The sequence below is a fragment of the Mesorhizobium sp. WSM4310 genome (assembly GCF_007003935.1).
Lineage (GTDB): Bacteria > Pseudomonadota > Alphaproteobacteria > Rhizobiales > Rhizobiaceae > Mesorhizobium.
Window position 1 is genome coordinate 21,935 of record NZ_VFTA01000041.1, and the last position, 25,118, is coordinate 47,052.

Annotated in this window: 17 protein-coding genes, 1 tRNA gene and 2 pseudogenes; 8 read left to right on the forward strand and 12 right to left on the reverse strand. The window is 60.0% G+C overall.

The window, feature by feature from the left end; translation table 11 throughout:
* Positions 1 to 7 precede the first annotated feature (7 nt).
* The 5 genes from FJV80_RS29665 to FJV80_RS29685 are packed head-to-tail and all read right to left on the reverse strand — an operon-like array spanning position 8 to position 5,397.
* Positions 8 to 1,459 carry a hydrogenase 4 subunit F gene (locus FJV80_RS29665; RefSeq protein ID WP_095773167.1) on the reverse strand — a complete coding sequence of 484 codons (1,452 nt, stop codon included), beginning with the start codon at positions 1,457 to 1,459 and terminating at the stop codon, positions 8 to 10.
* Positions 1,456 to 2,118 carry a hydrogenase-4 component E gene (locus FJV80_RS29670; RefSeq protein ID WP_095773166.1) on the reverse strand — a complete coding sequence of 221 codons (663 nt, stop codon included), beginning with the start codon at positions 2,116 to 2,118 and terminating at the stop codon, positions 1,456 to 1,458. The genes FJV80_RS29665 and FJV80_RS29670 overlap by 4 nt, the downstream gene beginning before the upstream one ends.
* Positions 2,118 to 3,074, reverse strand: coding sequence for an NADH-quinone oxidoreductase subunit H (locus FJV80_RS29675; protein WP_095790218.1), 957 nt, complete (start codon positions 3,072 to 3,074; stop codon positions 2,118 to 2,120). Before FJV80_RS29675 ends, FJV80_RS29670 begins: the two co-directional genes overlap by 1 nt.
* Positions 3,065 to 5,083, reverse strand: coding sequence for a hydrogenase 4 subunit B (hyfB, locus tag FJV80_RS29680; RefSeq protein ID WP_142878145.1), 2,019 nt, complete (start codon positions 5,081 to 5,083; stop codon positions 3,065 to 3,067). The genes FJV80_RS29675 and hyfB overlap by 10 nt, the downstream gene beginning before the upstream one ends.
* The gene (locus FJV80_RS29685) at positions 5,083 to 5,397 is read right to left on the reverse strand and encodes a helix-turn-helix transcriptional regulator (RefSeq protein ID WP_095773164.1); all 315 of its coding nucleotides are present in this window, start codon (positions 5,395 to 5,397) and stop codon (positions 5,083 to 5,085) included. Before FJV80_RS29685 ends, hyfB begins: the two co-directional genes overlap by 1 nt.
* A 289-nt stretch (positions 5,398 to 5,686) precedes the next feature.
* Here FJV80_RS29685 and FJV80_RS29690 point away from each other — a divergent pair, with 289 nt between their 5' ends.
* Entirely contained in the window at positions 5,687 to 6,433 is a 747-nt protein-coding gene (locus tag FJV80_RS29690; protein ID WP_142878134.1) for a fused MFS/spermidine synthase, read from the forward strand.
* Between the two features lie 236 nt (positions 6,434 to 6,669).
* Here the strand turns inward: FJV80_RS29690 and FJV80_RS29695 are convergent.
* Together FJV80_RS29695 and FJV80_RS29700 are read right to left on the reverse strand one after the other, a co-directional pair.
* Positions 6,670 to 7,431 (reverse strand): annotated as a pseudogene (locus FJV80_RS29695) (YoaK family protein); the annotation flags it as partial.
* Between the two features lie 103 nt (positions 7,432 to 7,534).
* On the reverse strand, positions 7,535 to 7,810 hold the full coding sequence (locus tag FJV80_RS29700; RefSeq protein ID WP_095790220.1) for a helix-turn-helix transcriptional regulator: 276 nt from the start codon (positions 7,808 to 7,810) through the stop codon (positions 7,535 to 7,537).
* Positions 7,811 to 8,118: 308 nt separating this feature from the next.
* Between FJV80_RS29700 and FJV80_RS29705 the strand changes: the two are divergent.
* Both FJV80_RS29705 and FJV80_RS34720 read left to right on the forward strand, forming a co-directional pair.
* Positions 8,119 to 8,330: pseudogene (locus FJV80_RS29705) on the forward strand (alkylphosphonate utilization protein).
* Positions 8,331 to 8,581: 251 nt separating this feature from the next.
* A tRNA-Arg gene (locus FJV80_RS34720) sits at positions 8,582 to 8,667 on the forward strand.
* Positions 8,668 to 8,947: 280 nt separating this feature from the next.
* Here FJV80_RS34720 and FJV80_RS29710 read toward each other — a convergent pair.
* Entirely contained in the window at positions 8,948 to 9,541 is a 594-nt protein-coding gene (locus tag FJV80_RS29710) for a hypothetical protein (protein ID WP_246689083.1), read from the reverse strand.
* Positions 9,542 to 9,628: 87 nt separating this feature from the next.
* Between FJV80_RS29710 and FJV80_RS29715 the strand changes: the two genes are divergently transcribed.
* The 3 genes from FJV80_RS29715 (at position 9,629) to FJV80_RS29725 (ending at position 12,144) form a co-directional block, all read left to right on the forward strand.
* A complete protein-coding gene (locus FJV80_RS29715) occupies positions 9,629 to 9,844 on the forward strand; it encodes a helix-turn-helix transcriptional regulator (RefSeq protein ID WP_142878135.1) in 216 nt (71 codons plus the stop codon).
* A 197-nt stretch (positions 9,845 to 10,041) separates the two neighbouring features.
* A complete protein-coding gene (locus FJV80_RS29720) occupies positions 10,042 to 10,947 on the forward strand; it encodes a site-specific integrase (RefSeq protein ID WP_142878136.1) in 906 nt (301 codons plus the stop codon).
* Between the two features lie 3 nt (positions 10,948 to 10,950).
* A complete protein-coding gene (locus FJV80_RS29725; RefSeq protein ID WP_142878137.1) occupies positions 10,951 to 12,144 on the forward strand; it encodes an IS91 family transposase in 1,194 nt (397 codons plus the stop codon).
* Positions 12,145 to 12,696: 552 nt separating this feature from the next.
* On the opposite strand, the gene FJV80_RS29735 is transcribed toward FJV80_RS29725, so the two are convergent.
* Positions 12,697 to 16,515, reverse strand: coding sequence for a hypothetical protein (locus tag FJV80_RS29735; RefSeq protein ID WP_142878139.1), 3,819 nt, complete (start codon positions 16,513 to 16,515; stop codon positions 12,697 to 12,699).
* Positions 16,516 to 16,863: 348 nt separating this feature from the next.
* Between FJV80_RS29735 and FJV80_RS29740 the strand changes: the two genes are divergently transcribed.
* Together FJV80_RS29740 and FJV80_RS29745 are read left to right on the forward strand one after the other, a co-directional pair.
* Entirely contained in the window at positions 16,864 to 20,511 is a 3,648-nt protein-coding gene (locus FJV80_RS29740) for a hypothetical protein (protein ID WP_185975286.1), read from the forward strand.
* A 541-nt stretch (positions 20,512 to 21,052) separates the two neighbouring features.
* Complete coding sequence (locus FJV80_RS29745) at positions 21,053 to 23,248, forward strand: hypothetical protein (protein ID WP_142878141.1); 2,196 nt, start codon at positions 21,053 to 21,055, stop codon at positions 23,246 to 23,248.
* 259 nt (positions 23,249 to 23,507) lie between these two features.
* On the opposite strand, the gene FJV80_RS29750 is transcribed toward FJV80_RS29745, so the two are convergent.
* The 3 genes from FJV80_RS29750 to FJV80_RS29760 all read right to left on the reverse strand — a co-directional run bounded on the left by FJV80_RS29750 (position 23,508) and on the right by FJV80_RS29760 (position 24,963).
* On the reverse strand, positions 23,508 to 24,104 hold the full coding sequence (locus FJV80_RS29750) for a hypothetical protein (RefSeq protein WP_246689084.1): 597 nt from the start codon (positions 24,102 to 24,104) through the stop codon (positions 23,508 to 23,510).
* A 288-nt stretch (positions 24,105 to 24,392) separates the two neighbouring features.
* Positions 24,393 to 24,635: a conjugal transfer protein TraD gene (locus FJV80_RS29755; protein WP_142878143.1), complete on the reverse strand. Its 243-nt coding sequence runs from the start codon at positions 24,633 to 24,635 to the stop codon at positions 24,393 to 24,395.
* A gap of 1 nt (position 24,636) precedes the next feature.
* Positions 24,637 to 24,963: a conjugal transfer protein TraD gene (locus FJV80_RS29760; RefSeq protein ID WP_142878147.1), complete on the reverse strand. Its 327-nt coding sequence runs from the start codon at positions 24,961 to 24,963 to the stop codon at positions 24,637 to 24,639.
* Between the last annotated feature and the right edge of the window lie 155 nt (positions 24,964 to 25,118).

The following is a 25,118-nucleotide window of genomic DNA, read 5'->3' on the forward strand; positions in this document are numbered from 1 at the left end:
ATCCGCTTCATCCTAGAAGGTTGGCGACATGCTGGAACCATATGACCAGCGGTGGTGGCAAATAGATGCCGGCGGCAAACACAAGCGTCAGGTGGGAATACATCGGAACGTAGGACGCCTCGGCGGGCGCGGTGCTGCCTCGCGGTTCGCCGAAAGCGACGCCGGTCAGCCGAAGCAGCAGGGCGCCGAAAGCGAGCAGAATCCCGAATACCAACGGCATCGCCAAAAGGGGGTGCCTTGCAAATGTCGAACTCACGACCAGGAACTCGCTCATGAAGATGCCGAGCGGAGGGAGGCCGGCAATGGCAACGACGCCGATGACGAGCGCCCAGCCAAGCCCCGGATGCGTTTCCGTAAGCCCCCGGATCTCGGCGATGTTCTGTGTCCCCTTGATCTGGGCGATGTGGCCGACCGTGAAAAAGATCGCCGACTTGGTCAGGCTGTGCATGACCATGTGCAGCAGTCCGGCAAAATTGGCGAGCGGGCCACCCATGCCGAAAGCGAACACGATGATGCCCATGTGCTCGATGGAGGAGTACGCGAACAGACGTTTGATGTCGCGGCGGCGGTAGAGCATGAAGGCCGCGAAGATGAGGGAGGTGAGCCCCATCGTGATCATCAGTGGTCCAGGCGCGATCGCGTCCGGGCTAGCCGCGAGCAGCAGCTTGAAGCGCAGTACCGCATAGAGCGCGACGTTGAGGAGCAGTCCTGACAACACCGCCGAAATCGGCGTCGGGCCTTCCGCGTGGGCGTCGGGCAGCCAGGCATGCAAAGGCGCAAGACCAACCTTCGTCCCATAGCCGAGCAGCAGGAAGACGAAGGCGACGTTCAGCAGCGCCGGGTCGAAGCGCGCTGCGTGCTCGATAAGCACTGTCCAGACCATGGCATTCGTGCCTTCGCCAACAATCGGCTGCGCGGCCATGTAGACGAGGATGGTGCCGAAGAGGGCAAGCGCAATGCCGACACTGCCGAGTATGAAATACTTCCAAGCCGCCTCCAGCGCCTCATGCGTGCGATAGATGCCGACCATCAGCACGGTAGTCAGCGTGGCAAGTTCCACCGCCACCCACATTAAGCCGATATTGTTCGACACGAACGCCAGATTCATGCCGAACATCATGATCTGGTACATTGCGTGATAAAATCGCAAATTCGTCGCCGTCAGCCGCCCGGTATCCAGTTCGTGCGCAATGTAGGAGGCGCTGAACACACTGGTCGTGAAGCCGACGAACGTGTTGAGCACGATGAAAACGATATTGAGATCGTCGACGAGCAAATACTGACCGGGCTGCGGCCGATCCGTGACGAGAAGCGACACCGCAGCGAGCAAGGTCAGCAAGCTCGCGGCGACATTGAGGCCAGCCGTTATCCGATAGTTCGGCAGGGTCGCCAGGAGTGCGGCCGCGCCGACCGGTATCAGCAAGATGGCGGCCACCGCATCGAGGGAAAACGCGGTCAACGATGTTCCCCCCTGTAGTCGTCGAGCGCGCCGACATCGACCGAGTCGAATCTCTCGCGTATGCGAAACAGGAAGACGCCGATGACAATGAAGGCGATCAGAATCGAGAAGGCGACACTGATCTCGACAACCAGCGGCATGCCCTTGGCGCCCGTGGCGGCCAGCACCAGGCCATTCTCGAGCGACATGAATCCGACAACCTGGCTGACGGCGTTCCGGCGGGTGACCATCACCAGGAGTCCAAGCAGTATGATGGACAGCGCAAAGGCAAGATCCTCGCGGGCGAGGGGATCGGCGTCGGGAGTGACCCGCAGCATCAGCACCATGGACAGGGTCACCAGACCTATTCCGGCAAGCATGGTTGGACCGATCCCGACGGCGGTCTCGATGTCGCGATGGATGCCGAGCCGCTGGATGATGCGGTGCAGGCCAACAGGAATGATGATCGCCTTGAAGATGAGGGCGATCGCCGCCGTGACATAGAGGTGATGGGCGTCCTGGATGTAGGCCTGCCAGGCCACGGACAGGGCGAGCACGATTGCATGAAGTGCAAAAACGTTGATCAGGGCGAAGAGGCGATCCTGGTACAGCATCATGAAGCTGACCAGCACCAGGCCGCCGGCGAGCAGATGAGCGATGTCGAAGGTGAGGCCGTTCATCAGAGGCTCCGTGAGACGAACAGCAAGAGCGTGCCGAGCAACGCCAGCATGAGTGCTGCGCCCAAAAAATCCGGGACGCGGAAAACGCGCATCTTGGCGATCGCAGTCTCAAACACGGCGAGGAGAATGCCGCACAAGGCAAGTTTGCCAAGATAGGCCACGGCACCCAGAGCAAATGATTTCGGCCCAGCCTCGACACCAGCCAGCCCCCAGGGGAGGAAGACACAGGAAATCAGCGACACATAAAGCAGGAGTTTGAGGAAGGCTGCGAACTCGATCATCGCCAGATGACGACCGGAATATTCCAAGATCATCGCCTCGTGGACCATGGTGAGCTCCAGATGGGTCGATGGATTGTCCACTGGTATGCGGGCGTTTTCGGCGACCGCCACCATCACGAGAGCGATGAGCGACATTCCGAGCGATACCCGCAGGCCGACCTGCGGCGAGCCCATGAAGGCGGCGACCGTGGACAACTGTGTCGCTCCGGCGACCAGCGCCAGGCTGAACACAATGAGCAGCATGGCGGGCTCGGCCAGCGAAGCGATCATCACCTCGCGGCTTGAGCCTATGCCGCCGAAGCTCGTGCCGACATCCATCCCTGCGAGCGCCAGGAAGAATCGGGCGCTTCCCAGCAGCGCGACAATAGCTATGAGATCCGCGGTCCAACTGAAAGTGAGCCCGGTTGCGAATGTTGGGATAAGCGCGGCCGCGACCCAGGTGGCGGCAAAGATCAGATAAGGTGTCACGCGAAACAGCCAGGATGCGTTGTCCGCCAGAACGACTTCCTTTCGCATTAGCCGCAGGAGATCGCGATAGGGTTGGATCAGGGATGGACCTTGGCGGCGCAAGAGTCGTGCCTTCACCTTGCGCACGAACCCGGTCAGGAGTGGCGCCAGCAAAAGCACCAGCATCATCTGTGCGCCCTGAACGGCCAACTCAAGGATCAGGGCCATAGTGCGAGTACCAAAAGCAGGACAATGAGAAAGAGAAATACAAGAGTCAGGTAGCGCCTGATCGTCAGGAACTGCAGATGGTTCAGGTGGTCGGTCGCAAAGTCGATAGCCCTGCCGATAGGCAGGTAAAACGTTTCCCAGATCACATCGTGGATTTCGACCGTCAAACGAGCCGGGCCAGTTTCGCCAGGCGCCGGCACTTCGACTTTTTCCCGCGCGCGGAATGCGAACGCGCCGAAGACGCGTCGAATGGGCTGTGCAAAGCTTATCGATGTATACTGCGCGGCGGGTGTTACGTCCGGGAAGCCGCAACCCCAGGCCGGGCCGCGGCGGAGCGCATGTGAGGCGAAGCGGTGAATGACGAATGCCGCGAACGATCCGGAGACAGCAATGAACAGGAACACCAGCAGGCCATTGTAAGAACTGCGGCTCGCTGCGATTGGCACGATCGACAGCCATGGCTCAGCCATCTGCACAGGCATCCGGCTGCCAAGCAGCGGAAGTGTCACCGCTGAGAGACCGTCGATGACGAGACCCGGCACAATGCCAGCCAGGAGACAAAGAGCCGCCAGGGTGAACATTGCCGCTAGCGAATAGCGGTCGACCTCGTGCGCCAGTTCCACCGCGGCCGAGCGTGGCCGGCCGAGGAATGTAATCCCGAACGCTTTCACGAAGCAGGCAGCCGCCAAGGCCGCCGAGAGCGCCAGTAAACCGCCAACGGCGGGCACCATGACCTTCAGGCCCCATTGCGGCAGATCTGGGCTCTGCAGGACGGCCTGGAAGGCCAGCCATTCGGAGACGAAGCCGTTGAAGGGCGGAAGCGCCGAGATCGCCACGCAGCCGACGAGAAAGGCAAAACTGGTCAACGGCATACGGTGGATGAGACCGCCCAGTTTCTCCATGTCCCGCTCTCCGGTTGCCGTCAGTACGGCGCCCGCGCCGAAAAACAGCAGGCTCTTGAAAAAGGAATGGTTGAGGACGTGAAACAGCGCGGCGGTGAGCGCCAGCGCCGCGGCCGATGGCATGGCGTTCGCCTTGAAGGCCAGAGCAAGGCCAAGGCTGACGAAAATGACGCCGACGTTTTCGATGGTGCTATAGGCAAGAAGCCGCTTCAGGTCCTTTTCCATCAAGGCGTAAAGAATGCCGAGAACCGCCGTCAGGCCGCCCAGGAAAAGCACCACAACGCCCGACCACCATGCCGGCTCACCGAGCAGGTCGAAAATGACGCGTATGAAGCCGTAGATGGCGACCTTGGTCATGACGCCGCTCATCAGAGCCGAGACGTGGCTTGGCGCGGCCGGGTGAGCGAGTGGCAGCCATATGTGCAGCGGTACCAGGCCAGCCTTGGAGCCGGCGCCCAGCAGCATCAGAGCCAGAACGAAAGCAGCGACGAGCGGGGCGGAAGCGGCGGCACGCATCGCTTCGAACGTGTAGTTTCCGCTCGGGCCGGCCAGCAGGCCGAACGCAAGCAGCAGCGCGAGCGTGCCGAAGCTCGCCATCACGAGATAGATGTAGCCCGCTCTCGCATTGTCCTGCTCGCGATGGTGCGCCATGACGAGCGCCCAGGAAGCGAGCGACATGAATTCCCAGGAAAGCAGGAAAGTGAAGGCGTCGTCCGCCAGCACGACCAGATTCATCCCGGCGAGGAAGGCAGGGAAGAACGGCAGCACCCGATGCGGCGCAGACTCATGCCTGCCGTAGCCGAGGCCGTAAAGACTGGCCATGCCGCCGCCAAAATTGACGACGACGAGGAAAAAGGTCGAGAGCGCATCCAGACGGAAATGGGCGCCAATCCATGGCAGCCCAAGAGGCAGCTCGGCAGTCGACGGGGTTACGGGATCATCGGCGACACGGCTCGCGAGAACCAGGAGCACGGCCGCCGATATGCCTAGCGTCAGGCTGTAGATCAGGCGTGTTCCCGAACCCGATCCGTGGCTTGACGCAATCGCAAGCACCGCAGTTCCCAGGAGCGCGGCAACGCCCCACAGGACGACTGCAGCCCCCGAAATCACGCCACACTCCTCACAGGGACTTTGGCGTCCGTATCAACCCCGCCCATAATTTTGGCGGGATCAAAATCTGCTTTCAGCCGCACGCCGCGCCCGCCGATTTGGCTGGAGGCGCCTTCAGAAATCAATTCGACGCCGGCGAGGTCAAGCGCCCCGATCAGCTTCATTAGGGAATCTACATTGCCCCGGATAATCGACTCACTGGCTTCCATACGTTGAATTGTCGGCACCGAAAGGCTGGACAATTCGGCAAGCCTGCGCTGGTCGATGCCAAGGAGCGCCCTCGCGGCACGCAACTGTGGAGCAGTTATCACGGTCGCATCCCCTTTTTGATCAGCTTTGACGTATTATCTCTAAGCGCTGCAGCATATATTAAAATGCGGTGCATTCAAATAATGATGCGTGACGCATCTGTCTCGAAGCTGTAGAAAACTGGGAGATACGAGTTGGGAGGCGCCGAGCCTCGCCGATTGGTGCCCTGCAATTGCGAAGAGCTGCCCGCTGCAAAATGACGGGCGAACCCCCTCGGCTCCGCATGAAGGGGCCAACGAACGGAAACCCAGCCGAGCGGCGGATTTAGGAATTGGCTGTGATGACAAGGTCATGATCCGGGTTGCGAAATATCATACCGATTTCGGCAACATCGAGGTTCTGCGGGCCAAGGACTCCGGTTCGTTCATTTATCGCCAAGGTGGCTGCTATCAAAGCGAGTGCGATCCGAATGGCGTCAGCGTCGTGCCCTATATACACGCCATCTTTGGTCTCCTCGCACAAGCGCGAGTGTCCGATGTCCTGATGATCGGTTGTGGCGGTGGCAGCCTGGGCACGATGCTGGATAGGGTTGGTGTGCGTGTTACGATCGTCGACATCAATCCAAAGGCTTTCCAGATCGCCCGAAAATACTTTGGGTTACCTCGTGGAGTTCACTCCTTCATCTCCGACGGGCGGGATTTTTTGCGCGCCGGCCGTCACCGCTACGACGCTATCGTTCTGGACGCATATTCCGGGCGGCGCATCCCAGATCATTTGTGCGCCGAGACATTCTTCGGCTTGGCGCAGACGCGTCTCAACAATTCTTCCGGTATTCTGATCGGTAACGTTCATGCTCGTCACGACCTCGACATCATGCCGGATCGCGTTGCTGTAAAGCTCGCCAATATCTGGGCGGATGTGAGACTGCTCGATATCCGCGGCGCTTCGGATCGCAACGCACTCGTCATGGCAGGCAAGGTACGAGATCTCGTCCAGCCAGTGCTGCTGATGCCGCCGTCCGTCGGAGCCGAGGAGATCGAACAGGAGCTTGGCCTCCTGGCGTTCAGGCCTTGGCATGTACCACGACGAGCTGCCTAAGGTGCGGCGCCACTGACAAAGCATGAGCCGAACGCCAAGTCATACTGGGTTCTCGATTGCTTCTCTCGCCAGCCAGTTGCGAAGGTGGCACACTGCGGGCCGCTGCAACGCTTCGGAGGTGGCAACGGCATAACAGGCGAACCGTGTTGGCCACCAATCTTGTCGCCAGCCATCGCGAATGTGCCGCCAAATCCGGCATGTGGCAAAGCCCTGTCGCGCTACTGCCAGAGCCGCTTCATGCGGATGGACACATCCTCCAGGACTGGCATGGAGGCCAGCACAAGGAGAATGGCGGCAAGAAACAATGTCGCTGCAAAGCCGATGTGTTTGAAACCCACAGCGCCGATGACGCCGCCGATAAAGAACAATGCTACGAGCGACGCAAGCAGTCTCAGCTTTCTCCGATCTGCTTTCACGAACAGTCTGTCCGAGTCATTGCCTGAGATGTTCCAGTAAAGCAGCTTGCCGAGTTCGATGCCCATATCCGTCACCAGGCCCGTGACATGCGTCGTCCGGATTCTGGCTTCCGATAGCTTGGTGATGATGGCGTTCTGCAACCCCATGATGAAACAAAGCAGCATCACCGTCATTGGCACAAACAGCGCTTCATGACGCGCAAGATGGCCGCCGAGCAGACCGAAACAGATCAGCAGGATCGCTTCCAGGACAAGCGGGAATGCGTACTCGCCCTGTAGGCCTTGCCGCCGTCCCCAGTTGACCAAGACTGCCGAACAGGCCGCGCCTGTGACAAACGACAACAACGCCCCCAACCCGGAAAGCGCCAGCCCGACATCGCCGAGTGCCAGATGGTCCGCCATCGACGAAACGATGCCGGACATGTGGGACGTGTACTGCTGAACCGCCAGGAAGCCGCCAGCGTTGGCGGCTCCTGCGATGAACGTCAGGAAACGGGCGAGGTGCCGATCGGTTCTTTCGCTTCGTTCCTTTCCGGTCAACCGACGCAGATACACGATCATGAGCGAACCGTGTCTTTCCATGCGGAAAAGCAGGACCGCAAGCTGATGTGCCGGGAAAGGCTCATTGAGTGTTTCTGGAGATGGGGGCGGTGAATGCGTGGCGTCGATGCTGTGCTTTGTAGGCCTAGTTTGGCTTGCCCGCCGGCAGCGTGTCTGGATGGCGGAACCTGACACCACGGCCGCCATCGTCGCTACGCACATGTTCGCTGAGAAGCTCGACGCCGGCGCGGTTCAGGGCGTTGATCACTTTCATCAAGCTATCGACAACGCCTCGCACATTGCCCTGGCTGGCCTCCATTCGTTGGATCGTCGGCAGCGAGACGCTCGCCATTTCCGCCAGGGTTTTCTGGTCGATGTTGAGAAGGGCGCGGGCAGCACGAAGCTGGGAAGCAGTGATCATTGGGTATCAGCGTCTGAATATGAGAAATAATATCCACCATGGTATCATTGACGTATGAAACATCAATACAAAGCGAGAAAATATTGATCGGCCCTTGGCACGACGGGGCTCGGCAATTATCGTCTCCGCATGACTCAACGCTACGAACCTTTTCAGGAGCCGACCGGCACCTGGACCGTCAACGATGCTTGGACCGGACGGCCCGCCGAGATGGGCAGCCGAACCATCGTTGGAATGAACCGGCACGATGCCGAGGAACTTGCCGATCTCCTCAACGGATTGAACGCACAAAGGCAGGAAGCGAAATCATGAAGGTCACGGACAGCAACGGCACTCCGCTGAGCGAAGGAGATTCCGTCACGCTCATCAAGGATCTCAAAGTCAAGGGCACGTCAGTCACCCTGAAACACGGAACGCTGATCAAAAACATCCACCTCACGGGCATGAAGATGAGGTCGAGGGTCGAGCCGAGAAGGTCAAGAACCTGGTTCTGCGGACAGAGTTCCTGAAAAAGGCGTAGGTGAGCGGATTTCTTCACTATTTGGCAGACCGTATTGAAGACGCATTCGTGCGTTGCAGGGTGCAGGTCCGGAGTGAGGAAGGCCCATCCTAAAGGTTCCGCTCATTACCGGCCGCCATCTCGTATTCGATACGTTAGGCGTTCGGCTTGACTGAACTTTGGCGAGATTTACTTCGACATCCTCTCGACCAGAGCAAGTGGCTGATTTGCATTGCCCAGCACAGCCGCGAGAAAGGCCGAAAGCCGGAGCTGCAGCCTAAAGAGCAATCTTTTGGTAAGCTCCGGATTTCTACTCCGAAGGCAGAGGTCACAGGTTCGAATCCTGTCGGGTGCGCCAGTTTTATACTGCAAATACAGTTGGTTAGCAAGACCATTTCTTGATGGGAAGTGGTCGGGAAAGACGTCGCGGAAGCACCACGGAAGCAGTCGGCAGGATGTTCGAATTAGCTATAGGCCGGACGCTGTCCAGTCAGGCGCCTGTTTCGCGTCAAACAAACCACCGATAGCGGCGATAGCTACGCGTGTGGCCGTGACGATGATTTTGGACAACGGCCAGTTTCAACACGCCCACGTTAGGGAACTTGCCAGCCGCCAAGCCTTGGACAGTCTAGCGAGGTTTATAAAGTGGTTGCGTTCAGCAGAGCATCCTCGTCCGCAAGCGCCCTGAGAAGCTTACAAGCATTCTGCCAGTAGCGCGCTGCATCCGCGCGTGTCGAGGCGCGATCCGGCCGATAAGGAGGCAATTCGCCCGCAACGGCTTTGAGGTCGCGTAGCACCGAAGCAATATGCGGCCACGGGAAGTCAGTAGGGTCACCGATATCTCGATCTGCGCCTACGATCATCTCCAACTTGGCTATGACCCCGGTGAGCGACGAAGCCGCCACCTGGGGGATAAGATCTTGAAGCTTTAAAGTCTCGGTCATCGCTAAGACCTCGGCCTCTCGCGCAACCGCATACGCCGCTGAACCACCGACGGTGTGCCCTGCTTTGCTTTCAGCCTGGTTTCGTAAATCTGCGGTCAATCCCCAATTTCCGGTATTGACCATCATACGGCTCTCCAAACGCTGCTGCACGCGACATAACAGCAGGGAGACGTACCGAGCTATCTGCCAATCGTTCACTAACTGCAGCGCAGGGTCGTGCACCCCTGCCAGTTGCGGCTCCACTTCGTCCCGGCTTTCGGCAAAGACACTCGGATTTCTCGTCGACACGGTATGAGCTCCCGGTGAGTTTCACGCTCAGTGAATACATATTATAGTTGATAAACTTAAAGTGTGTAAACCTCGATTGTCCGACGCATGGACATGCGTCAGTTGGTTGGAAAAAACTTCGCGCGGATTCGGCGAGAGAAAGGCCTGACGCAGGAGGATGTGGAAGCACGCTCTGGATTCAGTCAGCAGTATCTAAGCAGCCTCGAACGCGGTCGGCGGAATCCCACCGTAATCACTCTTTACGAGCTTGCCCAAGCATTAGGGGTAAGTCATTTGGAGTTGGTCAAACCAGACGACTCCTAGCCCTGGAATAGTTGCGAGCACTCGCGAGCACGCGTCGAGCGGACCTGTAGCTAACCAGCGGCGGCTTCGCGCCTCATTGCACGAACCCGCTGCGCGGGAGGGCCGCCTCCTTCTGAGATGGCGTGCATGTCATAGGCCTTGAGCGGGTAGAGGCGTCGATCTGACCATGGAGTTCCCTTCAACGAGAGGAACTCGCCATGGCTACCCCATCGACCAATGCACCTATTAGCCCGCTTCGCCAGCGCATGCAGCACGACATGCTGATGCGGGGCCTGGGCTCGCATACCCAGCAGGATTACGTTCGTCACGTCCGGCGCTTCGCCGCGTTCCTCGGCCGCTCGCCCGATGCGGCGTCGTCTGAGGACATCCGCCGCTTCCAGCTTCATCAGCATGAGAGTGGCGCCGGACCTGCGACGATCAACGGTGCGGTCTCGGCCTTGCGGTTCCTGTTCCTGGTGACGCTGAAGCGGCGGGATCTGGCGCGTGCGCTGGTGGTCATGCGGTATCAGCGCAAGCTTCCCGACGTGCTGAGCGTGGAGGAAGCGGCGCGGCTGCTCGAAGCCGCACCTGGCATCAAGTACAAGGCCGCGCTCGGCGTCGCCTATGGCGCGGGCCTGCGCGTGTCCGAGGTCGCGCATCTCAAGGTCGACGATGTCGATAGCACGCGCATGCTGCTCCGCGTCGAGCAGGGCAAGGGCCGCAGGGACCGCAACGCGATGCTCTCGCCGCAGCTTCTGGGGCTCCTGCGGCTGTGGTGGCGCGAAGGCAGGCGGCGCGGGGTGATGCTTCCGCATGGCTGGCTGTTCCCGGGCCGCAGTTGCACGGCGCCGATCTCGTCGCGGCAACTGCACCGCGCCGTCCAGGAGGCGGCCGAAGTCGCCCGCATCCGCAAGCGCGTCAGTCCGCACACGCTGCGCCACAGCTTCGCCACCCACTTGCTCGAGCAGGATGTCGACATCCGCGTCATCCAGGTGCTGCTCGGGCACAGCAAGCTCGATACGACCGCTCTCTACACCAAGGTCTCGACCCGGACGATCCACGCGGTCGCCGGGCCGCTCGATCGGTTGATGGCGCTGATGGAAGGCAAGACGCCGCCCGGTTGAGCCGTGCGCGCCTCGATCGAGGTCGCCGACATCTTCCGTGCTGCTGGCCCCGCCTATCGGGTCGCCCATGCAGGTCACCTGAGCCTCATCCAGCTCAAGGTGATGTCGGCGATCGAGCATTGCCGCACCGCGGCCCTTGGCGGTCACGTCGAGGCCTGCGAGGACTGCGGCCAATGGCGGATCGCCTATAACTCCTGCCGCAACCGGCACTGCCCCAGATGCCAGGGCGCTGCGGCACGGACATGGCTGGCCGAGCGCGAGGCCGACCTGCTGCCGGTCGGCTACTTCCACGTCGTGTTCACGCTGCCTGCCGAAGTCGCCGACATCGCGTTCCAGAACAAGGCGCTCGCCTACGACCTGCTGTTCAAGGCAGCGTCGGAGACGATGCTGACCATCGCGGCCGATGCGAAGCACCTTGGAGCCAGGATCGGCATCACCGCCGTGCTCCACACCTGGGGCTCTGCGATGACTCACCATCCGCACGTGCACATGATCGTACCGGGCGGCGGCATCGCGCCCGGCGGGAAGCGCTGGGTCTCGTCGCGGCCGGCCTTCCTGCTTCCGGTGCGCGTGCTCGGCAAGCTGTTCCGCCGGCTCTTCCTCACCCGATTGATGGCGCTGCACGACGCCGGACGGCTCAGCTTCTTCGGATCAATGGCGTACCTCACCGGGCGGCGAGCCTTCCTGCGGCACCTGTCGCCAGTCCGGAAGAAGCGCTGGGTGGTCTATGCCAAGGCACCGTTCGCGGGACCGGAGGCGGTGCTCGCATACCTGTCGCGCTATACTCACCGGGTCGCGATATCGAACAGCCGCCTGATCGCCTTCGACGAGAGCGGCGTCACCTTCCGCTACAAGAACTACCGCCGCGACGGCGCCGACCGCCAGCAGGTCATGACGCTCGCCACAGACGAGTTCATCCGTCGGTTCCTGCTCCATGTCCTGCCGCGCGGCTTCCATCGCATCCGCCACTACGGCCTGCTCGCAGGCGGCTCTCGCAAGGCCAGCCTCGCGCTCGCCCGCGAACTGCTGAGCGTCGCTGCGCCACCCGATGACGACACACCAGGCGAACCGGAGGACTTCCGCCCGTCATGCCCGTGCTGCGGCGGACGCATGATCGTCGTCGAGGTACTCGAACGCCGGGGGCAGCCACGCGGACCGCCGGACGCTACCGCGACGAACCGGGAGACCGCTCTATGACCCGGCATGGAATAGTCGTCGAGACTTCAACCGCAAGCCCTCAGCCTCCGGTAACGGACCCACACGCGTCCATGGTGATCGTCGACGCCGACGGGGCCGCCTTCGGCCGCTTACCGTGCCGACAACATCGCGCGGAGGCGCAACGAAGCCGCCTGTCCGCATCCATCCCGGCGCTTCCCGGCGACGGTCGCGCCATCGCCGACAGCAGCCGCAAATCGAAATCCCCATAGACATCGACTGTAGCCCGCGGGTTCCTGCATGAGAGGCTTTCGTACGCCTGACGGCACCCGAAACCCTTCCCAAGTAGGACGTTCACACAGCCTTGGCCTCGCCCAGAAGCGGACATCGCGGCTGATACCAGCGAGCGGTCGGAATGCTCCCTCATATCGGTCATTGAATAATCTTATCGCCCCCAAACCTGCAGATCGGTTAGCACGACGTCTATCCTTACAAGGATTCACTCAACGAGCACTCATCAAGATCCGATTGAACGTTAAGCCCGTTCGCAAGCTGATGCCCCATCCAATCTGCTCGACGTCATGCAGGTTTTGTTTACCGCCGTTTCGTCACCAGGGGATCGCCGAAGACGGTCAACGCAAGGCGGTTTGCGGGAGAGTTTCCGAGGGCGCGTTCGACGGCCTTGTTGCCCTCGAAGTTCGCCTCGATCACACTCGCTCCGGCGGACCACGCGTCCATAAACGCAGGTAGCCAGTAGGCGGGGACACTCGCGTTGAGTGGCCACGGTGATGCGACTACCGCCGAACAGCCCTGATCGAGCAGTTCCTTTGCAAGTCCGGTCGTGGTGTCGGCCATGGGGTGCTTATCAAACCTGCCGGCGCTGCAGACAAACAGAATGACAACGCCTGCGTTGCGCACTGCGCTCGATATTGCGTCGGGGGTAAGCCTCATATTGGCATCATCTGCGACAACCTGAAAGAAGCGGCCTTCCGGGATGATGCTTCCGTGCGCCGTGACTATTGCCAGCTCGGCACCCTTCAAGCGGTCCGGAACCGCAAGCCCTGTGTCGAGGTCGATCGAGTGGTCGCGAAGCGTGCCGCTGAGCCGCTCGGCCAGCGTTCCGAGAGTCTGGACAGCTTCCGGGTCGTCCGAGATAGGAATCCATGCGAACGGTGCACCAGTCCTCGCCGGGCGGTCTCTTGCCTCCTTGAGCCACGAAAGGGAAGGTGCGGCCGCCACGGGGACTTGCAGGCCGAGCAATTCGCCGGATGCCATGAGCAGGTTCGCAGGGAGTTGCTGCAGCGCAACGTCGGCAACAAGAAGAACGGGCGTCGTCGGAACGGCGCTGATCCCAAGTTCGCGCATACTGTTGTAGAACACGTTCAGATCGTCTGAATCGAAGGCGTATTGGTATGGGTACTGTTCCCCCCACGCGTCGAATGCTGCCTTGGAAAAAACCTCCGCCGATTCAACTATCGTTGCCGACAACTCGCCACCTTCTGCGGTAACGCGCACCACGCGGTTTGTGTCCGTCAAACCGAGCAAGGTGACGCTGATCCCGGCGCGCGAGATTTCTTTTGCGATTTCTGCCGGCTCCTCGATCGAGCATGGAAGGGCAGAACCGCTGTTAGCGGATTGATGTTTGATTGCTTGGTCGGCGAGAAGCTCGATTGCGAACGCGGCGACTGTTGCATCGTCGCCCGCCTCCTTAGAGTCCAGCAGCCTCCGTGCCGCCATTGCCACGGGACGAACATCGTATGCCGCATCTTCCGAGTGCCGCGCGGGTTCGAGGCGCTTCGCGAAAGACAATACATCTTTTGCCGACGGTCCCCCTACAGACAGGGTCCGGACCATCGAAGCGTTCGGCTCGCCGAGTGCTGCCAGCGCCGCCTCCAGCATTCCGCGCGCCCGCTCCGGTACGGCAATTCCACTGGCCTCCGCCATCTGGATCGCCTGTGCCAGCAAAATCGAGACAGGGGCGAGTTCGTCATGAAGGTCGATTACAGTCTGGCAGTTATCGGCAAGAGTGGCAAAAAACTCAGCCATGTTTTCCCGAGCGGGGATCGTCATCACCAATTCGCGGAAGCGAAGGCCAAGTTCGATCGTTTCAAGGCGATGCCCCTGAGATTGCTCCACCCCCATGGTCCGGAAGAGCTGCTTTGCAACCGGCAGAAGCGAGCGCGCGAACGCAGTCATGTTCAGGTCACGCATCAGCCGGATCAGGCCATGAGTTTCATACCATGATTCTTCGGGGCCGACTGGTGCTTCGCATGAAAGTGCGCACGCCATTCCGACAAGCGATTCGGTCAGGTTGTGGAGGCGATGGTAGATGTCAGCAAAGCCATACCATGCGATACGCGACCGCAGCGGATCATCTCCTGCGACCTGAAGGCCATGTTCTGCAAGGTTGCGCGCAAGCTGAACTCGTCCGGCAGTCACATACGCGCCGCCAACCAGCCTCATCAGCATGAGATCGATGTTCGGCGCGGTTGTGTGCGGCGCGGTTGCCACGGCGATTGCCAGAAGCTTTTGAATATAGTCGATATCCGAATCATCGCGGAGGCCTTGGCTTACATACTCGATCAATCCTGAAAGCCCGTTCATGAGCGTATCTGCCTGCCCATTGAGAAGGGCTGCGGGCAGCGTCGTGCGGCTCAAAACAACGATCTGCTGGCCAGCTAGCCATTGCAGCGCCGATTTCAGGAAGGGCATGAGGCTCTCTTCGAAATCCACCTGACCATTTGCCCGCAGCCTTGGCGCGTTACCCGTCGGCGCGGGAGCGGCTTGCATCAGCTTCAAGGTAGCGGTCGCGATCACCGGCAGGCCGTAGGTTCCAGTGACCTTTACCGACAGAAGCTTTGCGAGTGCCTGCCGCGTCTCGCCGTCAGTGGGATTACGTGAAAGGTAGCCTAGAATGGCATTAACCGGTCGATCAAGGTCCGCCGGATCAATACCGAGCCCGCCATGTTCGTCACGACGGATCAGTAGCTGTTCGATGGCACGCAGAAGCGCCCATGCAGATCGCTGGGCGTCCCCTCCTGCCAGCTCGAGCGTCATGGCGAGTGCGAGTGCTTCGGAGAACAGGCCACGCGCATCCGCATCCCGGATGCAGGCGAGCCGCGCCTGGACGAGCCGGTCCGGCCAACGATCCGCGACCTCGGCCAGAACAGCTTCGTAGCCGGACTTGGCGGCACCAGACAAAGCGGCAGCGAGCCGCTCATAGTAAGCAGTAACCTCTTGATCGATGCCGGGCGGCGGTGCTGCCAGCATTGCAGTGACGCCCGCATAGTCGCGCGCTTTCAACAGCAACCTCAGACGATGCCTCTGAAGATGGTGCGAACTCGGAAACATGCGTTCGAGCTGCGCAACACTTCTTGCTTCAAGCTCTTTCTCGCCGAGATCGTAAGCGAGGTCCACAGCGGCTTCCAGCATTTCCGACGTAGCCAGCTCGCCGATAGCCGGGTTCAGCAGCTCCGAAGCAAGGTCGTACGCGCCAGCTTCGACGGCGATTATGGCGAGCTTTACACGGCCCTCGGGGCTGGGATCTGATCCCGAGCGCAAATCCACCCGAACCAACCCGGAAGCCTGCGCCGCAAGCCCTGCCCGGTGAAGCATCTGGATTTTCAACCCGCTCTTATGGCGCCTTAACCCCTCAGGCAACGCGTCGATGGCCGCAAGCACGGAACCGATGCGGCCGGCCTCGATGGCGGCAAACCACAGCTCTGCGTTCTCTGCCAGAACGCCATCGATATCGTTGTCATTTTCAGCCGTCAGCAGACCACAGTTTTCGACCGACAGAAGAAGGTCTGTGTTGCCTTTGCGATGCGGACGCCACTTACCTGTATGCAGCGCCACATAAAGCTCATTCCGACCTGCGACAGCTACGGCCTTTGCCGCGAGGCTGTGAAAGTGGGGGACCCACAGATCCTCCTCCAGCCCCAGCTGACCTGGCTTGCCATTGGTAAGTTCGACCGCTTCATCGCGATACTTTGCCCCGGCACAAAGTATCAGGACCGAGTTTCGCCTTGCCCTCTCGAAAATCTCCGTGACGGCATCGACCTGCAGGTTGGCGGCGTGAACAATCTGTAGACGCCTTGGCAAGACCTTCAGTTCCTGCTCGTCGAGCGGCTTGCCGCGATGCACGGCAACGGCGTTGGCGAATGCGGCCCTAACGTCCTCAACCGTGTGTTCGGAATCCGGTGGAAGCACAACCACGAACTCCGAGATCGGGTTCCGGCCATCCCCGTCTTCAACCATGGACAGGATGAAGATCATGTTCGCGACGTGCTCCAAAAACCCGAAGGGCCCGCAGCTGAAAATGTCGCCTCCGCCAAAACTGAACGGGGAGTTTTGGAAAAAGTTCGCCATACCGTCGATGTCAAAGCTGAATTGGGGTGTACCTTCGCCGTTCATTCTAGCGTCCATGTTGTGGGCATCTGATGTTGGGGCCGCACCTTGCCGCTTCGGGCTAAGCACCACGTGCGTGATGGAGCGAACCGAGGCCAACCATTGATCTATTGTGGCGTCCCCTTCTGAACAAGCACACAGACCAAATCGGATAGCGAAATTGGTGGAGGTCTCATAGTGTTACCCCGCAGCGAACGTCTACCAATGCGGAATGCTGAAATTACGCCGGGCGATTTTTACGCTGCTGACTAGCGATAATTTGAAGACGCTCGGGAGAGTCTCTTGTTTTCTCTTCAACCTCCAGTCGACATTGCCCGACTCCTAGCTCCGCTCGATGGCACAACGCTTCGCTTTATGCTGACGGGTATCCTGCTCGAGCCGGCCTATCTCGCTAACCATGCTCGAATCCTAACACTGCTGCACTGGGCGCTCGTGCTGGCGAATGGTCGGCGACCGCCGGTCAAGAACGACCTAACGGGCCTCTTTGCAGCGATGTCGGATCATCCCGCTGCTTTGAGCGAAGATCCACCGGAAAACGTATTCGTGGACATTGTCTGGACGACGCAGTCGGGTTTCCGGATATTTCCCGGCATTTACACTGGAGCTGGCTTTCATCTGCAACGCCTGCTCGACACTGCCCAACAGGAAGAGGACAACGTCGCAGACGCCACGGCTGTACGCGATGTCATGGCACTACTTTGCCTCAGTGAGGCCGTTGCGTCTCGGTGTGGCCTGCCGGCCGGCGCGTTCGAAGAGAGCCAGCCGAGAGCGTCAATCCGGCCAAATTCGCGGCACGCGTTCAAGCTTGGCGCGTTCACCTCTTTTCGCGCCGAAGAATTGAATGCACTTGGCATCGAGGCCGCGCATCTCAAGAGATTCGTCCTTCAGCCAACGCCTGATCTGCTCGAGCAACCGTTCGGCGCGACGGATCTGGAAAATTCTCCGCTTATAGAATGGGAGGGTGGCGTCCAGGTCTTGAGCCCGCCCGGCCTTGTGGCCGCAGCCATTGCACACATGGTGCTGGCGCTCGGTCCATCGCTCGCGAAGAGCCTATACCTGCGCGATATGGCGCGCTGGCTTGGGGTAGATCTGCCGCGGGCGCACGCCAAACCCCTTCCGGGGCGCGACGTTGCCATCGGCGATCCGGGTTGGAGCAAGTCCATCGAGGAGCGCGCACTGGCGTTGGAATTCGATCACGACAAGCACGCGCATTTACTCGTCCTGGAGGCAAAGTGGCCAAAATCGCGCGACAATGCCGTGCCACCACCGCTGGGTGGCGGCAGTCGGCTAGCGTCTGCGCTCAGCCGGCTGGTCCGCAAGTTGCACGACGAAATTGAGGAGGGGGACGGAACTGACGCCGGTCTGACACTGGTCGTGCATAACTCGCCAGGGTGGGGTCTTCAGATCGACGATCTGCCTGACCTCGGGCCGAGGTGGTTTGTAGTATCCATGAGCGCGTACTCGTTTTCGATGCTGCTTCGGGCGCCTGGATTCGAACTGCTCAAATTCTGGAAGATGTTGGCCGAACTTCGCGAGCTCAGGGATCGCGGCATGATTATCAAGCTGTGGCCCGACCCGATCGTCTACTGGAGCGTTTGGGAAGACTTCGGATCTACGTTCACGCCGGCTTTGGCCGATATGCGCGGAATCGCGTTGATCGGCGATACAGCGTTGGTGGCGCCCTTGGTCCGCCGGGTGCGGGATGCATGGTGCACACATGGTGTCCCTACCCCTTGGGGTGAGTTGAGCATTGTCGAACGATATCCTGACGACGAAGATAGCGCGCCGGATCCGCAGTCGCCCATCTACAACGATCACATGGCCATCGCGGCCGGCACACTCGTCGGCGTGGTTGAAAACGAACACGGCCCCTGGTGGGTATCCGTTGGCCGCCCACCTGCCGACGTGGAAGACCGGCAGTTTCTTCTTCTTCTCTGGCAGGCCGTGCTGGAATGGTTGTCGCGCGCCACCGTAGAGGTGGGAGGGCGGCTCTCAGCAACCGCGAAGCCACTTCTCGTGACGCTGCTTCCAATACCGATGACGATCACCGACGGTCCGGACACTGCGCAGTTCTTCTATAGCCCAGACGGCTCGGAGGTGAGGATCGCTCTGCCGGCTAATCTCATGGAGCGCATGGTCCGCGTGGACAACGCGGCTGAGGTTCAGGTCTTGGCTTGGATCTTGGAGGGCATCTTGACGCTTCGCGGCGAAGCAACAACCGTCGACGCGCTAAATTGGGCGCGCGAGATACTTGCCAATCCGGATCTCAAGATGATCCACATCACCCGCGACATCGATCAGGCCTTCGCCATCGATCTTACGACAGACAAGACCCGCTACCGCCCGCTCCAAACACCCGACCTCGCGGTTGCAGGCCGCTGGATGGACGAGCGTCTTATTGGCCGCCACCGCCTCACCGTCGCGCCGCCCATGACGCCGATCAGCGATGCTGGGCAGGTCAATGTCATTCTCAACGCTGCTGTGGACGTGCACTGGGAGACGTGCCGCGACCGCCTTTCGAGCCTCGATCGAGGCGAGACATTGCACCTTGCGCTCGGATTGATCGAAGCGGCGCACAGGCATCGGGTCGACGATGAGCGCGGCGCGCGGGCACGGCGCGTCGCCTACACGGATGATCCACAACTTGGCGTCCGTCGTGCCAGCCAGCGTGACCATGCCTTCCGAACCTATCGCGTGGTGGCCGAGATGGCGCTCTGTGCATGTCCGATGACTGGCGGTCGTCGGCCCGGGCTGTCGGATATCGACGCTATCGCAGCGCAGGTAGCGGCGCTCGTCCATACGGCCGAGTTCAGCGACGCCGCACAGCGCAGGCTCATAAAGGGAGAGCTCACATTTCTACCGGACGGTTCGATCCTGCCTTATGGCGGCGGAGCCGAGGCATTCATGACACAATACCTCAAGGCGTGCCTCGAGGAGTCTGTTACCATAGATGAGGAACGCTATTCGGATCTCTTCGATACACCGCAAGACGACACGGAATGGATCGAGCGCCATCAAGATGACCTGCTGTCGTCTGGAAAGGAGGAGGAGGGAGATAGCGGTGCCTTCGAACATGCGGTCCGAGAGGAGATCGGCCTGACCACTTCTGCTATCGTGGTTATCTCGTTCGCACTGCAAAGCATCGCCGCTGAGCGATCCTCCGAAGTCACTCGCTTACGACGGTCCGAGTTAACCGCAGCTATCGTTCCTATGACTGGGCGGTTGGGGAATCCCATTAGCAGCGACGAATTCGATCGCTTCCTCGCCGCTTTCGGACTGTTTACGCGGCCTGCGTGGGATACGCCGCCTCCGGGCTTCGCGCCGAGCGACGTATTCCCATGGTTCTTCGAGCGCAGGCTATCGCTCATGACGCGGCCGCTTCTGGTACTAGGCAACGAAGATGACCCGGAGATCATGTTCGGTGTTCGCCAAGTCCAAATGGGGACTGAGTACGCGATGCTGCTGCTGGAAATGGGTATATGGGACAAGGCCAAACTGCGTACCGCCGCAGCTAAGGCCTATATTGATGCCGAGGTCGCCCGCCGCGGGCGCGCGTTTGAAAGTAAGGTCGCGGAGATCTTCACCGAAGGAGGTTGGAGGCCGCATGAGTCGATTCCGATGACGCGCCTAGGGGCGAGCAAAAAGCTCGGCGAGATTGACGTATTGGCAGTCAGCGTCGACGGAACGACTTGGGTGGTCGTCGAATGCAAGTGGTTCGGCGCCGCCCGGACTCCTCGCGAAGTGGCGGCGTGGATGCAGGACTTCCGCGGCCACGACGGCGACAAGCTGCATAAGCATCTTCAGCGTTGCGATTGGATCGAGGTCAACTCAGCCATGGTCGCCCAGCGGCTCCACCTGAAGCCACCGCAGAGGATTTTGAGGCGCCTAGTAACAACTCGCCCCGCCCCGCTTGCATTTGCCGACGAAGTCCCAGCTCAAGCGAACGTTCGGACCGAGCGCCAACTGCAGGCAGAGTTCGGCCAGCTTCCAACCGTCCGATGATGCCAGACCGCATTCATACAGTGCAGATCGAGGTGAACGGGAATCTCTCGCGGCGCCACCTATTTTGTGCCTTCAAATCATTCTGTTTCTGTTCCCTACGACCAGCCTCGATGCAGAGTAGCGTCCACTCTAAGCATATCAGGTGCCTGATAGCGGCCATTCTGTTTCCGGCCCCTATCAGCCATGCACAGTCTCCCGCCGGCCGGGTAGACGACAGCGACCGCAATGGGGCGGAAAGCGGAAAGGCAGGTCTCGGGTGACCCTTCTGGAAAGCCGGCATTCAGGCCACGACCTCACTTTGGCTCCAACGCGCCCTCATTTTGGTAGTTCCTGCAATGCAGCCTAAATCGAGACACCGGTATTCCCACAGAGCCGCTGGCCGCAGATTATGAATGCTTTGGGCGTCCAGAATTCTGGGAACATTCAATGGATTCGGCGCGTGTTACCAGCGATGCGCCGATTTGCATTCGTGGCCATAGCAGCAGGGAGAAAAACCACCGATGATACCAAAATGCATTAGATATTATGAGTGGGGTGCCGGGTGGAGCAATCAGACAAACCGAAGTTCGGCAAAGAGCAGCATGTTCAGGACTGGCTCGAGTCGGTCATAGGGGAGGACAAATTACGGGACGTCATTATCGGCGCCGCCAGGGTCCGCGAATCGCTGGCTGGATACGAATCGCCCGAATTCAAGCCGCCCTTTCCCATCGATTATCTGACGCGGCTGGGAAATCTCAGGGCTGCCCAGCATGTGCTGGGATCGCTATATGCCCTTGAGCTGATCAGCAACAACAATCGCAGCATTTCTCGTGAGAAAGGAGAAAGCCTCTTTGTCGACCTGCTCTACTGCACGCGGGAGTCCTCCCGGTTCATTCTGTTCGAAATAAAGAATCAGAATGGGAGTGCCCGCGAGGCGGTGACAGAGATCATGGCCTATGAGCATGAAGCGCTAAATCACATTCCTTTCTCCAGTGCGAACGATGTCATGATGGTGATCGTGTCGCGCGATTTCTCGACGCTTCTCGATCATGCCGTCACCGGACTCAATTGTTGGTCCCGGCGCCGCGTTCTGTGTCTTCGTTTCGAGGACGGCGAAGAAAATCCTCGGCTGGTCGTGCATATCCCAGCTGCCTGGAGCGCGATCGGTCAGAAAGGCTTGAATGCCAATGGCATCGTGACGGCAACCCTATCCTTAACACCATCGCCAGATCTGAACGAAGATGACATCCATGCAGTGTGCTCGACCGCTGCCAGCCTGATGGTCCGCGAGGCGGAGCGTTCCGGTGGCTCCGGCTTCGCGATCGTGGCCTATAACCATCTCTACCCGGGAATGGCCGACTCGCCATATCTGATTCTGGTTGGTGTCGTTAACCCATTCAGTTTTCTGGAGAGGGCGCAAAGCGAAGGATTTCTGGAGAACAGCCGGTCGCTCATATCCGATTACATCTTGTCGGATGGTCGGACAGACGAACTATCCGCGTATTGGGCTTGGCTGTCATGCGACGGGGGCGCTGCCGTCGAGTATCTGAAAGGATATGGCTCGCCGGAATGGGTCTTGGGCCAAGGGTGGGAAGGCATCAGGAGTATTGAGCGCTGGCGTTATCCGCGATTGACGCTGGATCGTCACATCATGCCGGTTTCGGTCGATTTCTGGGGCTTCTTGGGTGACTATGCGCGGGATGCCGTTCGTCATGTCGATCGCATGCGGAATTTCATGTCTAGCTGCGCCAGACCAGGCATGGACTGGCGCCATCCGATCCTCGGCGTGCTTCTGCTCGATGAGATTGCATCGGCACCGCCGCTCATCGACGGTCAGTGGACTTTCTCGGCTTTGTTCAGATTGGGATTGCTCCTCGGGCGTTTTGGCTCGCTCTCCGCCCAGATGACGAACGCCGAACCGGAGCAGCAACGCCTGCTGCAGGCCGGCTCCTTTTGGGCCGAAGTCGATATGGCCGCCATGCTCCAGGAGGTGGCGTTACGCTATATGTCTGCCGCAGACATGCATGAGGCCCCACCCACTATTGCTGTGCATCAATGCGAAACCGGAGAAGAGGCATTCGCTTCCGTCTCAGCCTTCGCTGACTGGATCCTGCGAGCCTTTATTGGTGAACACGAGAAGTTCGCGCGCGAGGCATTCGCGACCGGCTGGCAGGCTTACCCCATTTTCGATCCGCAGTTCGATGCAAGGCAGGACAATCCACAGGTCGCATCTCTTCGTGAACTGGCGGTGGCGAAGGCGCGAGACTGGCTGAAATGGTCCGTCGTAGCGGCAACCGGCGATGGCCGTGATTCCGGCGCGGCCACGAAGGCTATCACGGCAAGCTTTGGCGATCAGGTGCCTTTGACCGCAGGGAAGGATGCCGCTTTGGCGGCTATCGACAAACTGAGCCCAGCGATCCTGATCGACAAGCTGCTGATAGAAATCCCGAGGATCGTTGATAGTTGGCACCCCCAACTCGCACACACATTGGCACCCATGGCATCGAAGGGCCATGACTGGGATTGGCTCGAACAACAAATTGCAGCTGCCCGTAAGCGTGGAGAGAAGCACCCTTGCGTCTGCATCGGCGCAGGCGGCGAGATCGCCGTAGGGATCCTTCCCTCAATGCCTTGGATTCCGGTGGTGGACAACGTGACTGAAAAAGTTCTGGTATCCAGCAATAGCAGCGGATCAGAACTCATTCTGGTGGTTAGCTGGGAGGACCTAAGGGCCGGAAAGGTGCCGGGTCTATCGTGAATACTGAATTCCGGGGTCTCAAGTCCGGTTAGTCCGCGGACGGCCCAGCTCTGCAGTCCGGCGGAAACTAAACAAACGGCAGGTTTCGAGCGGCGACGGAAGTGTTTCCAACGGCAACTTTGGGGTCGACTCCCGCTAGTCGCCGATCGCGGCGCGCGACGCGACCCTGAACTACTGGGTAGGGTTGGAAAGCTGGCAGGCAGCTTTCAAGAGGCGCTCCCGACGAGGCGGCCATCGGCGAAAGCGCAGTGATCGGCGGCTAGGTAGGCCATTCGAGCACAGCCAAGGTATGGAGACTTCGCTGCATCTCTTCCCGCTGCGCAGAATCCTGATGGCGGAATGCCCAACCAATTCCGAGCATCTCCCCGATGATGCGCGCGACCAGCTTCGCAATCTCAGGAATTCCCGACACCTCGATCGACCAGCACATCGGCCCGAAATGTGTGAACTGGTTCCGAATCTCCCGGTGAAACCGGCTCAACCAATTCAATTCAGAATCGCTGATCGCTACACCGGCAGCGTTGCTGCTATCCCCTGCCGAATAAGGCTTTCTCACGGATTTAAGCAGGTCTGGGAGACTCATCAAATGGGTCTTAGGCCGTTTCGCGTTCGGATTGGTGCGAGAGTCCTCAAAGTAGGCCAGCCATTCGCCGGCGTTGCGCTCGGTGACAGCCCCCACCGGTCCCGCAGTCGTAGTGAGATGACATACGCACGCGCCCTGCAGCGCCGAATGCAACGCTATCACCACCCACTTCCATGCCAGGGAATCCTCGCCCACAAACTGAGCGGTGCGTATAGCGTGGCGGATCGATCCTGCGACATCCTCCGCCTCATCCGTCTGGATCCAATTCGCCACCACCGGTCCCTCGCCGTCATTCCGCCTGCGGCGAGCATAGACCAGTCGGTGGTGATATAAACATATGGTCGCTTTCGGGCGGCGGGCTGGCCGATCTTAATGAACGCAATGAGGTCGGCTGCAGAACGGCAGCTTGCCGCAGATGCCGGCCGAAACCTGACAGTCCGGATACGGCCCCGATCGAGACATTCGAAGCCCTACAATGTAGCGCCGACGGCCGGAGCACCGCAGGCGCTGCAAGCTGGTCGGAATTTGCGCAGCCCATTATCGCGCCGACCAACGCTACGTTTACTCATCCTCTTGCCCTCCATACTGTTCGACAACAAAGGCGTCCTTTCCCTTCTCGGCCCACAATTCCCGTGCTTGCTCGCCTTCGGGACTCTGCAGCTTGGCGGCGATCCAGAGCAGCGCTCCATAGATGGTAGCGCGATCGTCATTGGTGAGCTCAACGATGCCCGCCTTCACGACGAGACCGCCGAGTTCGATCAGATGTCGGGTGCGCTTGCGGCGCTCGACCTGCCAGGTCCTCATGTCATTGCGAGCCTGTGCCGCCTGCCGGCGAGTGTGGGCCGCCCGGTTGCGCTGGAGTGCTGCGAGGGTTGCGCTGAGATGTCGGAGCAGTTCGCCTGGACCGGTTCTCGAAAAACATCACCCCACGCTTGGCCCATGCCTCGCGCTTTGCTGCCTCGTTCGTCTCGGCAATTGCGACCAGTGCGCCGGCCAATTCGTCGGTGCTGAGCTGATCGGCGCCGGTGGCGATCACCAGCTCGCCAAGCTGCTGCACCTTTCGCGTCTTGAGCTCCCGCGCTTTGTCTTCCAGCGCCTTCAGTTCGGCGTCGAAGTCTCGTGGTTTGCGCATCGCCGTCTCCATTGATTGTCGATCTCTGGATGATAGGCGAGCGTCCGCCGGAAGGCTTCAGGGTTGGCGAGACAGCCCGGGACGGGCTGGTCCATCCCGAGAATTTTTCGAGGGAGGGCGCGCTTATACGTCGTGCCGACGTGCGCTTTGACGTG